Below are 12,275 nucleotides of genomic sequence, written 5' to 3'. Positions count from 1 at the left end.
ATCGGTCCTTGGGTTTATCGGATATGGATCGTATTTTTTTCATCCCGTACGTAGTGGAACGGAGTGATCTGCTGAAGCGAGCGGAGTACGTAATCAAGTCCCATGGACACCGGTATCTTACCGCGCACGACATCCAATTCCGGCGCTTCCTTCCGGTCGATTACGATAGAGACGCCATACAGGTCTTCCAGCTTCGAAATGGTTTCGATAAAGGAGTGGCCGACCAGGTTCAGAATCCCCTCCGGCCATAGATAGTCGTCCTGGTTGGCTATGGTCTGAAGCACGAGCTGATTGCCGGCCAAACATACCATGTCCGACGGAGCCATCAGAATCGGATCGTCCTCGGAGAGCTTGTTGGTCACCTTGAGCCGGCCGCGCAGCAGTGCCGCGGAGAATGTGCCGTCCGCCTCGTTGGCGTCGACGTTGAATTTGGTTCCCAACACCTCCACCTCGCAGGCGAAGGTCTCGACGACGAACGGATGCTCCGCATCATGTTCCACCTCGAACATCGCTTCGCCGGTCAGTCTTACGCGGCGGTTCTGTCCGAAGGTCATGGGATATTCGAGCCGCGCTCCGGAATTGAGGCAGACGCTCGTACCGTCCTGAAGGGTGATATTCATGCGCTGGCCGACGGGAGCCGTCAGCGACATGAACTGCCGCGACTGCCGGGCAACGGTCAGGGTGTGGGAAAAATACCAGCTGCCCGCACACAGTACGAGCACGGCGGCAGCCTGCGAGAGATAACGTAAAAGGGGCCTACGCGTGCGTTTCGGGCGCAGTATCCGTTGGGGGGGGGTATTTGCCGCAAGCGTATCCTGGAGCTGCCAGAGATCGTTGAGCCGGCGCTGGTTGCCCGGGTCTTCATCCAGCCAGTCCATGATAATCCGCTCTTCCTCTTCGGTCGTTTTCCCGCTTACGTATTTGTCTAAAAGCTCTTCGATCATGGTTGAATTTGAAATTTTATTTCCGTTTACATGAATAAGGTGCGTGAGCAAGCGATGTTTACATGAAAAAAGCGCTTCTCCATGCAAATAAATATTTTAAGGAAATATGTGAGAAAATTTAAATACTCTTATCTGTTGAATGCCAACAAGATAAGAATAATCATCAGATAGTCCTTGAGCGCCACCCGCATCAAGGCCAGCGCGCGCTGGATATAGGCGGTTACCGTGCGCAGGCGGATGCCCGTTTCCCGGGAAATTTCCTGATAGGTTTTGCCTTCGAAACGGTTGGCGACGAAGATGCTTCGCATGGGTTCAGGCATCCTGTCGATCGCATCCTCGATGATGGCGGAGACCTCCGTCACATAGGAGCCTTTCGGCTCGTTGCTTTCGATGACCCGGATTTTAGCCTGCAGACTGCGATATTCGGTCGTGTGAATGAGCTGCTGGATTTTCAGCCGTGTCTTTTCCCTGCGCAGCCACTCCAGGCAGCCATGCTTCACCGATGCCAAAATATAGGAGGGAACGGAGGTGTTGATCGTCAGTTTGTCCCTGTTTTCCCAGAAATAGACGAAAGAGTCGGTCACGATGTCTTCCGCCACCATTTCATTGCGGATGTAGGCGCAGGCAATCTGGAGAAATCGGGGTTTGTAGAGCCTGTACAACCCTTCGAATTCCGTCGAGGTAATATCTCCGTTCCGCGCTGCCATCTGCATAATAATTGATCAAAGATAGATTATTTTATCAGATATGTAAAATTTATAACGAAGATGCACTTTTGCATCCGTTATCGATCCGATCTCACCATCGATGCTATTTATTCGAACCAGATTTGCGACCGATTGCAGCATTGGGCCAAGATATACCCCGGCTCCCGTCGTCCGATCAGGCGCCCTGCGGCAGGACGGCCGGGACGTAGGCTTCTGACGCAAGTTTGGCAAGGCGGGAACGAAAAGGGCGCTCCCCGAAAGGAGCGCCCCGTCGTTTTCCGGTTGAACGCTTTAATTGCGTTTGATGGTCACTTCGCGCACCAGGCAGCCCGGCACGATCTTGTTCGCCCCGCTGAGCACCTTGAAGGTGGTCGCCGTAAGCGTCACGTTGCCCAGCGGCTCGTCGCCGGAGGCATCCTTGCCCTTCTTCTTCGAGGCGCTCTTGGGATCGGCCGCCTGCGCCCGGGCCTCTTCGTCGGCGCCGAAGCGGTTGTCCCAGATGCGGCCCTCGACAGGCTGGATGCGGCCCACCTTCTCATAGAGCGTACGGCCGTTCTCGTCCTGCACGGCCATCAGCACGTCGAACTGCGACTTAGCGTTGATGCCCTCCTTGAGTCCGATCTGCACGTCGACGGTCTTGTCGTCATTGATGCGGTAGATCGGCACGTTGACCTTGAACTCGTCGAAGTCGCGCTGCAGCTGCACGATCGACTTGTCGATGGCGCGCGTGCAGACCTTCAGCATCTGCTCCTCCTTGGATTTGGAGAAACTCTTCGAAGCGAGGTTGCCCGCCGAGGTCATCGTCTTGCCGACGTAGGCGACCTTGAAAAGGCTCGTCGTGTCGAAAGCCGCGCGGCGGGCCGGGTCGGCACACGTGCCGTCCATCCAGTAGTAGGTATAGAAATTGGCGGCTACCTCGTCGTTCCACACCAGCCGATAGAGGTAGGAGGTGATGTTAACCGAGAAACCGTCGATCTCGTTGACCAGATTGGCGGCCGTGTCGGTGACCGAACTCAGATCGGTTCCGGTGGCCGCTCCGGCGATCGCCCCCAGCATACGCAGCCAGCCGCCCGCTTTGGCCGTCTTCTCGCCCTTGTCCACGAAGGTGATGTCGTTGACCAACAGGAACGTCTTGCCGATCAGCTCCTCCCCGGCATCGGCCAGCGTGGCGCGGCCCAGCGCGCTCTGGTCGGCCAGCCGGATGTCCAACTGCGAAGCATCGTAGTTGCCGCGCTGCTGGATGAGGCTCATGTCGAAAGCCCCCGTCCGGGGATCGCGGACGAACCACTTGGCGATCAGTCCGGAGGGAATCGCATTCTCCGTGATGAACTCCTCGATGACGCCCAGGTTGTAGTCGTCGCGCACCTTGCCCTTGCGCTGCCGGGGTGCATCGGCCGCATCGAACGACTTGATGTCCAGGTCGTGGTTGTTGAACTTGTCGGGCGTGGGGATCGAGAGGAACGCCGAGTCGATCGACTGTCCGTACTTGGCCTCCGGGTGGCGGATCAGTACGGAGTAGAGCGAACTGCGGCGGTACTTGGCCAGCCGGCCGTCCTCCGCAAGGGCGGGATTCTCCGCAGCGGAACTCTCTACGGCGGCGGACGCCTCGGTATCTTCGGGCGTCCCGGTCGTGACGGCAGCCGTACCGAGGGTGTCGGCGGGCTGCTGCGCCCCGACCGCCAGAGCGAACAGTCCGGCTGCGAGGCTTAACATGATTTTCTTCATAGGGTTCGGGGTAATTCGGGGTTTCCTGTGCGGCCGGCAGCCCGCCGGCCCGCCTGCGACGGTCCGGCGGACGATCGGCCCGCAAGGTCAGCGCACGATCCAGGCGGGGCTGTATGTGATGGGTTTCTGGTTGTTGCCGTAAGCCACCCCGATGTCGCGCCACCCCTTGATGAGGTCCTGTTTGTTCTGCTGCTCCCATTCGAGCTGCTTGCGGTCGAAGTCGATGTCGTCCTTCACGCGGGCCTTGATCTCCTTGATCAGTTCGAGCGCCTGCGGGTGGCACTTGGCATCGTAGGGTATCTGCGCAAGGTACTCGGCCGCTTCGGCTGCGGCGTCGCGGTCCATCCCGGCGCTCCAAACGGCACGTGCCTTGGCCAGCATCGCCTGCGCTTCGTACTCGCGGTATTCGAGTACGAGCCGCTCCGCCTCGGCGAGAATCTTCCCATAGCATGCGCACTGCTCGGGCACGAGCGACAGCTGGAAGAACGCCGCCGGATAGGCGCGCGCGCCGGCCAGCGTCCGGGCCTTTTGGATGATGTTGTCGCACTGCTCCTCGTAGTAGGCGATAATCCGCGCATTGGAGTCGGTAATGAGCTTTTTGAGCGCCGGCTGCGAGGGCGCAATCTGCCGCAGGGCAGCCATCAGCGACTTGGTTTCGCTCTCGCCCACGCCGCGCGCGCTCACGTCGGCCGAACCGAACACTTTCTCGTTCAGTGCGTCGGCCACGTAAAACGTCACGTCGACCTGCTGGGCGATCTTGACGGGAGCGCCGCCGACCACCTGTTTGTCCTGCACCGTGACCACGCACGTGAGGAAGAATTGACCGTTGTCTCCCGAGGCGGACATGCCGTTGAGATTCACGATCTGGTTCATCTTGTTGGCCAGCGCCGCACGCGCGGCCTGCGGCACGTACTCGGCCTGTTCGGGCACGGCTATGGTCAGCGGCACGCTCTTGGGCGCCCCGGTTGCGGCGGTGACGGCCGCCAGGGCTGCCGCGAGGATCATCAGCTTTTTCATGGCATCGGTTATTTATCGCCCAAGACCAGCGTCACGCGGCCCAGGCCCTGGTTCATCTGTTTGATCTGAGGGATATTGCAGGGAGCGCCCTTCAGGTAACGGGTCAGCTCGCGGGCGAAGCGGTTGGCATCCATCGCCCGTTCGCGCTCGTCGTACATCGGGATGCGCACCTGCTCGAAACGCATGTAGTTCTCCGTGGCGTCCTCCAGCGAGTAGCGGCCGTTGACCGTATGGTCGGCCATCCAGTCGTCGATATACTCCGACAGTTCGCGGCCGTCGATCTCCGATTCGAGGTCCACGGGCGACGTGTCGAAGACGTTGACCAGAATCGAGATTTCACGCCCGTTGGCGAACATGTCGTCGAAGTGGGCCTGCAAGCGGTCGGCGAAGTTGTCGATATGGGTGTTGACGGCCTGCTCGAGCAGCAGCGGCAGCTCGGCCGTGAACGATGGCGCGCCCGTACCCGTATCGCCCGCCACCTGCTTGTTGGTGTAGCTGTCGACGCCCTGCAAGGTGTAGGTGACCGACTTCTTGGGACCTGTCTGGTTGACGTTCCACGTCAAAAAGATGATGATGTCGGCCTTCGCCTGCTGACGCAGCCGGTCGATGGGGCTCTGGTTGACGCTGCCTCCCGAACGGCTCTGGAGCATCGACATTTCGGCATCGGTGCGGTTGAGGTCCTTGACCTCCGATTCGAGGTTCTTGAGCGGGAAGCCGCGGTCGGCCATCAGGTCGTTGATTTTGGCGATCACGGGCAGCAGGTTGACGTCGGTCTGCAACGCACGCTGGTAGTCGGGAACGCTGACCGTCACGCCCTGGTTGTCGTAGGTGGTCATATAGCCGTTGGTGTTGCACCACAAGTCGCTGGGCATCACCATGATGGTCGGTTTCTTCGCCTGGGCCGACGCGGCGAGAGCGGCGGCGCACAGCAGGCAGGTTATGAGGAGTCTTTTCATGGCATAAGGAATTTGGGATGAATAGTCGGGGGAGGGCGTCAGAAGCCCGATGCGAGCGAGCGGATGATGCCCTCGCTCTCGAGGTATTTGCGCAGCTGATCTTTCGACACGGTGACCACCACGCCCACTTTATACTGTTTGCCGACCTTCACGACCTCCTGCGAACCGTCGGTCACGGCCGAAACGAACTGCCGGTAGGGACCGCCGTCGGAGAAGAAATCCTCGAAGAATTCGGCCTTATCGCGCTGCACGGAGGGGTCCTTGACCAGCGGCCGCTGCGAGGCGGTCGTGCCGTCGCCCGTCGAATAGCTTTTGAAGATGATGCCGTGCACGGCGTTCTTGCGGCACTGTTCGGCGGCGATGCGCGACTTTTTCGAGTAGCTCCACACCTTGACCTGGCATACGCCGTCGCCCGACGGACGCGCGTATTCGATGTCGTAACGGAACTTGTCCGTCTCGGCGTCGGCCTTTTTCTGTTTGTTGGCCGAACCCAACTGCGTCACGCCAAGAGCGAGGACGAGCAAAAGGAACTTTTTCATAGGAAGTGATTTTCTGATAAGGCTATTTTTTACAAATATAGTAAAAAAGGCCGGATATAAGCTCCGCAGGCGCAAAAAATAGCACTATCTTTACCCCCGCAAACGAATGAATATGGAATCGCTCAAAGAACTATACAAGGTCGGCAACGGCCCGTCGAGCAGCCACACGATGGGGCCCAAGAAGGCCGCGGAGCGTTTCGCGGAGCGCTGCCCCTCGGCCGACGCCTACCGCGTGACGCTCTACGGCTCGCTGGCGGCGACCGGACGCGGTCACCTCACCGACGTGGCGATCCGCTCGGTGCTGGAACCCATAGCCCCGACCGAAATCGTCTGGAAGCCCGACGTGGTGCTCCCGTTCCACCCCAACGGCATGCTCTACGAGGGGCTGAAAAAGGGGAAAACCGTCGACAGCTGGAAGATATACAGCATCGGCGGCGGCGCACTGGCCAACGAGACCTCGCGGCTCGAAGTGCCCAGCAGCATCTACCCCCTGAGCACCGTCACTCAGATCAAGCAGTGGTGTTACCGCGAGGGCAAGACCTACTGGGAATATGTGCAGGAGTGCGAAGGGGCTGACATCTGGGACTACCTCGACCATATCTGGACCGTCATGTGCGAAACCATCCAGCGGGGCCTCAACAACGACGGCGTACTGCCCGGCGGGCTGAAAGTCGCCCGCAAGGCGAGCACCTACTGGGTCAAGTCGAAGAGCTATACTGACTCGCTGGCGTCCCGTGCCAAAATTTATGCTTATGCGCTGGCCACCTCCGAGGAGAATGCCTCGGGCGGCGTGGTCGTGACGGCCCCCACGTGCGGGTCGAGCGGCGTCGTGCCGGCGGTGCTCTACCACCTCTCCACCTCGCGCGACTTTCTGCGCGTGCGCATCCTGCGGGCGCTGGCGACGGCCGGACTTTTCGGCAACGTCGCCAAGACCAACTCCTCCATCTCGGGAGCCGAGGTGGGGTGTCAGGGCGAGGTCGGCGTCGCCTGCGCAATGGCCGCGGCGGCGGCTTGCCAGCTCTTCGGGGGCACGCCGGCGCAGATCGAGTACGCGGCGGAGATGGCGCTCGAACACCACCTGGGACTCACCTGCGACCCCGTATGCGGACTGGTGCAGGTCCCCTGCATCGAACGCAACGCCGTGGCGGCGGCACGCGCCTTCGACGCCAACGCCTACGCCACGCTCTCCGACGGTTCGCATCTGGTGAGCTACGACAAGGTCGTCGAGGTGATGAACGAGACGGGGCATCACCTGCCCAGCCTCTACCGCGAGACCTCCGAGGGCGGCCTGGCCAAACGCTACGGAAAGAAATAGCCGCGGTTTTCGGTACGAACGCCCCGCAATCGCGCAGGCAGCCGAACGCATCGCTTTCGCCACCGACGTTTCCACGGTCAGCGCCGGCCGAACCTCCCTCCCTCCGGACCGGTTGTTAATGTCCATACGGCTGCGCAGGCCGAACCTCCGGAACCGCCGCCACAAAGGCCCAACCCGACGGAACCATTGCAATTGCTACATATGATCGTACAGAATCCCTCTTCGGAGGCGCGCGGGCCGCTTGTTCCTGTTTCGACCTTCAAGTCGGCGAGGCCGAGATTCACGTTGTTCTGTTTTCGACCGAAAGGTCGGCGGGCCGAATATGGTTTGTCTTGTTGCGGTTCGAAGAACCGGCGGGCCGCAGCCTCCCGGCGCGGAGGTCCGAAAGGATAGTCGCACCGAATGATCTCGGGTCGTATCAACTTAAGCATGCTCTCAACCGCCGAACCTAGCGGCGGCAAGTCGCGTCTGCAATTCTGCCCCCCCCCGACCCCGCCCTCGGGAGGGACGAAGAACCTCAGGTATGAAGTTCAGCCCTTTCATGTCCGTTTTGTGTCTTGAGCCGTGGCCGCAATCGGTTTATATTGTTTCCGACCGTCAGGTCGGCGGGCCGCAGCCTCCGGGCGCGGAGGCCCGCGTACCGCGTATCCTCCGCAGGCTGCGTCCCAAAATAAAGGTCCATCCGATTGAAGGAGGCCCGCTCGACACGTCCTCCGCTGAGTGCATCCGATCTTGCCGACACGCCCCTCCCGCAGACAAAAAGCGCCGCACCCGATGGGTGCGGCGCTTTCCTATCGAATCATAGGTGGGTTACTGCGCCTGCTGGAGCGCATCCAGCTCGGCCGTCGAACCGACGACGAGGTTGTCGTACTCCCGCAGACCCGTACCTCCGGGGATCAGGTGACCGCAGATCACGTTCTCCTTCAGGTTCTCCAGCGGGTCGACCTTCGCCTGGATGGCCGCCTCGTTGAGGACCTTGGTGGTCTCCTGGAACGATGCCGCCGAAATGAAGCTCGAGGTCTGCAGCGCGGCGCGCGTGATACCCTGCAGCACCTGCGTCGAGGTGGCGGGGATGATGTCACGCACCTGCACGGGGCGCAGGTCGCGGCGCTTGAGGCTCGAATTTTCGTCGCGCAGCTTGCGCAGCGAAACGATCTGTCCGGGCTGCAGCGAGGTCGAGTCGCCGGCGTCGGTGACCACCACCTTGTCGTACAACTCGTCGTTCACGTCCATGAACTCCCACTTGTCGACCACCTGGTCCTCGAAGAAACGGGTGTCTCCCGGGTCCTCGATCTTGACCTTGTTCATCATCTGGCGGACGATGACCTCGAAGTGCTTGTCGTTGATCTTCACGCCCTGCATGCGGTAGACCTCCTGCACCTCGTTGACGATGTACTCCTGCACACGCGTCGGGCCGAGGATGTTGAGGATGTCCGACGGGGTGATCGCACCGTCCGAAAGCGGACTGCCGGCCTTCACGTAGTCGTTCTCCTGCACGACGATCTGCCGCGACAGGGGCACGAGGTAACGCTTCTGGTCGCCCTGCTTCGAAGTGATGACGATCTCGCGGTTACCGCGCTTGATCTTGCCGAACGAAACCTCGCCGTCGATCTCCGACACGATGGCCGGATTGGACGGGTTGCGGGCCTCGAAAAGCTCGGTCACACGCGGCAGACCGCCCGTGATGTCGCCGCCCGACTTGCCGACGGCGCGCGGGATCTTGATCAGGATGTCGCCGGCCTTGATGCGGGCGTTGTCCTTGACGACCACGTGCGCACCCACGGGCAGGTTGTACTGCTTGACCTCCTCGCCCTCCTTGTTGACGATGCGGATGACGGGGTTCTTGGTCTTGTCCTTCGACTCGATGACCACCTTCTCCGAAAGACCCGTCTGCTCGTCGCGCTCGTCGCGGTAGGTGACGCCCTCGATCACGCTGTCGTAAACGGCACGTCCCTCGTACTCCGAGATAATCACGGCGTTGTAGGGGTCCCACTCGCAGATTAGGTCGCCCTTTTTGACCTCGGCGCCGTCCGCCATGAAGAGCGTCGAGCCGTAAGGCAGGTTATGCGTATAGAGTACGATGTCGGTCTTGGGATCGACGATGCGGAACTCCGACTGACGCGAAATGACGATGTTGATCGCCTCGCCCGCGGCGTTCTTACCCTTGACCGTACGCAGCTCGTCGATCTCCAGACGCCCCTCGTACTTCGAAACGACGTTGGTCTCGACAACCGTGCCGCCGGCCACGCCGCCGACGTGGAACGTACGCAGGGTCAGCTGCGTACCCGGCTCGCCGATGGACTGGGCGGCGATCACGCCGACCACCTCGCCCTTCTGCACCATGCGGGCCGTAGCCAGGTTGCGGCCGTAGCACTTGGCGCAAACGCCGCGCCTCGCCTCGCAGGTGAGCACCGAACGGATCTCCACCGACTCGAGCGGCGACTTCTCGATCGCCTCGGCAATCGGCTCGGTGATCTCCTCGCCCGCCTTGCAGAGCACTTCGCCCGTGAGCGGGTGGATCACGTCGTTGAGCGCCGTGCGGCCCAGAATACGGTCGTAGAGGGTCTGCACCACGTCGTCGTTGCGCTTGATGGCCGTAGCCGTCAGGCCGCGCAGCGTGCCGCAGTCCTCCTCGTTGATAATCACGTCCTGCGCCACGTCGACCAGACGGCGCGTCAGGTAACCGGCGTCGGCCGTCTTCAGGGCGGTGTCGGCCAGACCCTTACGCGCACCGTGGGTCGAGATGAAGTACTCGAGCACCGACAGTCCCTCCTTGAAGTTGGAGAGAATCGGGTTCTCGATGACCTGCTGGCCGCCCTCGACGCCCGATTTCTGCGGCTTGGCCATCAGACCGCGCATACCGCTCAGCTGGCGGATCTGCTCCTTCGAACCGCGGGCTCCCGAGTCGAGCATCATGTAGACCGGGTTGAAACCGTCGTTGTCCTTGACCAGCGTGTCGATCACCGCCTTCGTCAGCTTGGTGTTGATGTTGGTCCAGACGTCGATGATCTGGTTGTATCGCTCGTTGTTGGTGATCAGACCCATGTTGTAGTCCTCCATGATGGAGTCCGAACGTTCGTAGCCCTCCTGCACCAGCTTCTCCTTCTCTTCGGGGATGATGACGGCATCGAGGTTGAATGACAGACCGCCCCGGAAGGCCATGCGGTAGCCCATGTCCTTGATGTCGTCCAGGAACGCGGCCACCTTGTCCGCACCGGCCTTCTTCATCACCACGGCGATGATGTCGCGCAGCGAACGCTTCGTGAGCACCTCGTTGATGTAGCCCACCTCGCGGGGAACCACCTGGTTGAAGAGGATGCGGCCGATGGTCGTCTCTTTCAGCACGCGCACGGGATTGCCCGCCTCGTCCAGGTCGTCGACCATGCACTTGACGATGGCGTGCAGGTCGGCCTGCTTCTCGTTGTAGGCGATGATCGCCTCCTCCGCGCCGTAGAAGACGCGGCCTTCGCCCTTGACGCCCTTGCGGGGTTTGGTAATGTAGTACAGACCGAGGACCATGTCCTGCGAGGGGACGGTGATCGGCGCGCCGTTGGCGGGGTTGAGGACGTTATGCGATCCGAGCATCAGCAGCTGGGCCTCCAGGATGGCGGCATTGCCCAGCGGCAGGTGCACGGCCATCTGGTCGCCGTCGAAGTCGGCGTTGAAAGCCGTACAGGCCAGCGGGTGGAGCTGCATGGCCTTGCCCTCGATCAGCTTGGGCTGGAACGCCTGAATACCGAGGCGGTGCAGCGTCGGGGCGCGGTTCATCAGCACGGGGTGACCCTTGATGACGTTCTCCAGAATACCCCAGATCACCGGGTCCTTCCGGTCGATGATCTTCTTGGCCGACTTGACCGTCTTGACGATGCCGCGCTCGATAAGCTTGCGGATCACGAACGGCTTGTACAGCTCGGCGGCCATGTCCTTCGGAATACCCATCTCGTGCATCTTCAGCTCGGGACCCACGACGATGACCGAACGGGCCGAGTAGTCGACACGCTTACCCAACAGGTTCTGACGGAAACGGCCCTGCTTGCCCTTGAGCGAGTCGGAGAGCGACTTCAAGGGGCGGTTCGACTCGTTCTTCACGGCGTTCGATTTGCGCGAGTTGTCGAACAGCGAATCGACGGCCTCCTGCAGCATGCGCTTCTCGTTGCGCAGAATCACCTCGGGAGCCTTGATCTCGATCAGGCGCTTGAGGCGGTTGTTGCGGATGATCACGCGGCGGTAGAGGTCGTTCAGGTCCGACGTGGCGAATCGGCCGCCGTCGAGCGGAACCAGCGGGCGCAGCTCGGGCGGAATGACCGGAATGACGTTCAGCACCATCCACTCGGGCTTGTTCTTGCCGTTCGAAGCGCGGAACGACTCGATGACGTTCAGGCACTTCAGGGCCTCCGACTTGCGCTGCTGCGAAGTCTCGGTCGACGCCTTGTGGCGCAGCGCGTAGGACATCGAGTCGAGGTCCACGTCCTTCAGAAGGGTGTAGATCGCCTCGGCTCCCATCTGCGCCACGAACTTGTCGGGATCGCTGTCGTCGAGCGATTGGTTGCCCTTCGGCAGGGCGGCCAGCACGTCGAGATACTCCTTCTCGGAGAGCGTCGCCAGCCGCTCGATGCCCTGCTCGGAAGCGGCGCCGGCGTTGATCACGACGTACCGCTCGTAGTAGATGATCGCCTCGAGCTTCTTGGACGGAATGCCCAGCAGGTAGCCGATCTTCGAGGGCAGCGAGCGGAAGTACCAGATATGCACCACCGGGACCACCAGCGAAATATGGCCCATCCTTTCGCGGCGCACCTTCTTCTCGGTCACCTCCACGCCGCAGCGGTCGCAGACGATGCCCTTGTAGCGGATGCGCTTGTACTTGCCGCAGTGGCACTCGTAGTCCTTCACGGGGCCGAAGATGCGCTCGCAGAACAGGCCGTCGCGTTCGGGCTTGTAGGTGCGGTAGTTGATGGTCTCCGGCTTGAGCACTTCGCCGCTCGACTGGGCCAGGATCTCCTCGGGGGAGGCCAGGCCGATCGAGATGGTGTTGTAACCGGTGTTGGTCTTATTGTCTTTGGAAATTGACATAT

At 61.1% G+C, this 12,275-nt stretch carries 8 protein-coding genes; 1 reads left to right on the top strand and 7 read right to left on the bottom strand.

What is annotated here, in order from left to right; translation table 11 throughout:
- Positions 1–14: 14 nt before the first annotated feature.
- The 6 genes from ACMO9O_RS09575 to ACMO9O_RS09550 all read right to left on the bottom strand — a co-directional run bounded on the left by ACMO9O_RS09575 (position 15) and on the right by ACMO9O_RS09550 (position 5,888).
- The gene (locus tag ACMO9O_RS09575; RefSeq protein WP_418983641.1) at positions 15–944 is read right to left on the bottom strand and encodes a FecR family protein; all 930 of its coding nucleotides are present in this window, start codon (positions 942–944) and stop codon (positions 15–17) included.
- Positions 945–1,072: 128 nt separating this feature from the next.
- Positions 1,073–1,651, bottom strand: coding sequence for an RNA polymerase sigma-70 factor (locus ACMO9O_RS09570; protein WP_418983640.1), 579 nt, complete (start codon positions 1,649–1,651; stop codon positions 1,073–1,075).
- Between the two features lie 291 nt (positions 1,652–1,942).
- Positions 1,943–3,376, bottom strand: coding sequence for a hypothetical protein (locus ACMO9O_RS09565; RefSeq protein WP_418983639.1), 1,434 nt, complete (start codon positions 3,374–3,376; stop codon positions 1,943–1,945).
- Between the two features lie 87 nt (positions 3,377–3,463).
- On the bottom strand, positions 3,464–4,393 hold the full coding sequence (locus ACMO9O_RS09560; RefSeq protein WP_418983638.1) for a hypothetical protein: 930 nt from the start codon (positions 4,391–4,393) through the stop codon (positions 3,464–3,466).
- 8 nt (positions 4,394–4,401) lie between these two features.
- On the bottom strand, positions 4,402–5,349 hold the full coding sequence (locus tag ACMO9O_RS09555) for a DUF6175 family protein (protein ID WP_418983637.1): 948 nt from the start codon (positions 5,347–5,349) through the stop codon (positions 4,402–4,404).
- 38 nt (positions 5,350–5,387) lie between these two features.
- Positions 5,388–5,888 carry a hypothetical protein gene (locus ACMO9O_RS09550; RefSeq protein ID WP_418983636.1) on the bottom strand — a complete coding sequence of 167 codons (501 nt, stop codon included), beginning with the start codon at positions 5,886–5,888 and terminating at the stop codon, positions 5,388–5,390.
- Between the two features lie 112 nt (positions 5,889–6,000).
- On the opposite strand from ACMO9O_RS09550, the gene ACMO9O_RS09545 reads away from it, so the two are divergent.
- Positions 6,001–7,203: an L-serine ammonia-lyase, iron-sulfur-dependent, subunit alpha gene (locus ACMO9O_RS09545; protein WP_418983635.1), complete on the top strand. Its 1,203-nt coding sequence runs from the start codon at positions 6,001–6,003 to the stop codon at positions 7,201–7,203.
- Between the two features lie 810 nt (positions 7,204–8,013).
- On the opposite strand, the gene rpoC is transcribed toward ACMO9O_RS09545, so the two are convergent.
- On the bottom strand, positions 8,014–12,273 hold the full coding sequence (gene rpoC / locus ACMO9O_RS09540; RefSeq protein WP_418983634.1) for a DNA-directed RNA polymerase subunit beta': 4,260 nt from the start codon (positions 12,271–12,273) through the stop codon (positions 8,014–8,016).
- Between the last annotated feature and the right edge of the window lie 2 nt (positions 12,274–12,275).

Origin of the sequence: Alistipes sp., assembly GCF_048465635.1 — a bacterium.
In the GTDB taxonomy this organism is placed as follows: Bacteria; Bacteroidota; Bacteroidia; order Bacteroidales; family Rikenellaceae; genus Alistipes.
The sequence above is the reverse complement of the archived record's forward strand: the minus strand, read 5'-3'. Positions and strand labels throughout refer to the sequence as shown.

Coding starts and splice junctions, on each gene's coding strand:
- ACMO9O_RS09575 (WP_418983641.1), bottom strand. CDS start 944: ATGATCGAAGAGCTTTTAGACAAATACGTAAGCGGGAAAACGACCGAA.
- ACMO9O_RS09570 (WP_418983640.1), bottom strand. CDS start 1,651: ATGGCAGCGCGGAACGGAGATATTACCTCGACGGAATTCGAAGGGTTG.
- ACMO9O_RS09565 (WP_418983639.1), bottom strand. CDS start 3,376: ATGAAGAAAATCATGTTAAGCCTCGCAGCCGGACTGTTCGCTCTGGCG.
- ACMO9O_RS09560 (WP_418983638.1), bottom strand. CDS start 4,393: ATGAAAAAGCTGATGATCCTCGCGGCAGCCCTGGCGGCCGTCACCGCC.
- ACMO9O_RS09555 (WP_418983637.1), bottom strand. CDS start 5,349: ATGAAAAGACTCCTCATAACCTGCCTGCTGTGCGCCGCCGCTCTCGCC.
- ACMO9O_RS09550 (WP_418983636.1), bottom strand. CDS start 5,888: ATGAAAAAGTTCCTTTTGCTCGTCCTCGCTCTTGGCGTGACGCAGTTG.
- ACMO9O_RS09545 (WP_418983635.1), top strand. CDS start 6,001: ATGGAATCGCTCAAAGAACTATACAAGGTCGGCAACGGCCCGTCGAGC.
- rpoC (WP_418983634.1), bottom strand. CDS start 12,273: ATGTCAATTTCCAAAGACAATAAGACCAACACCGGTTACAACACCATC.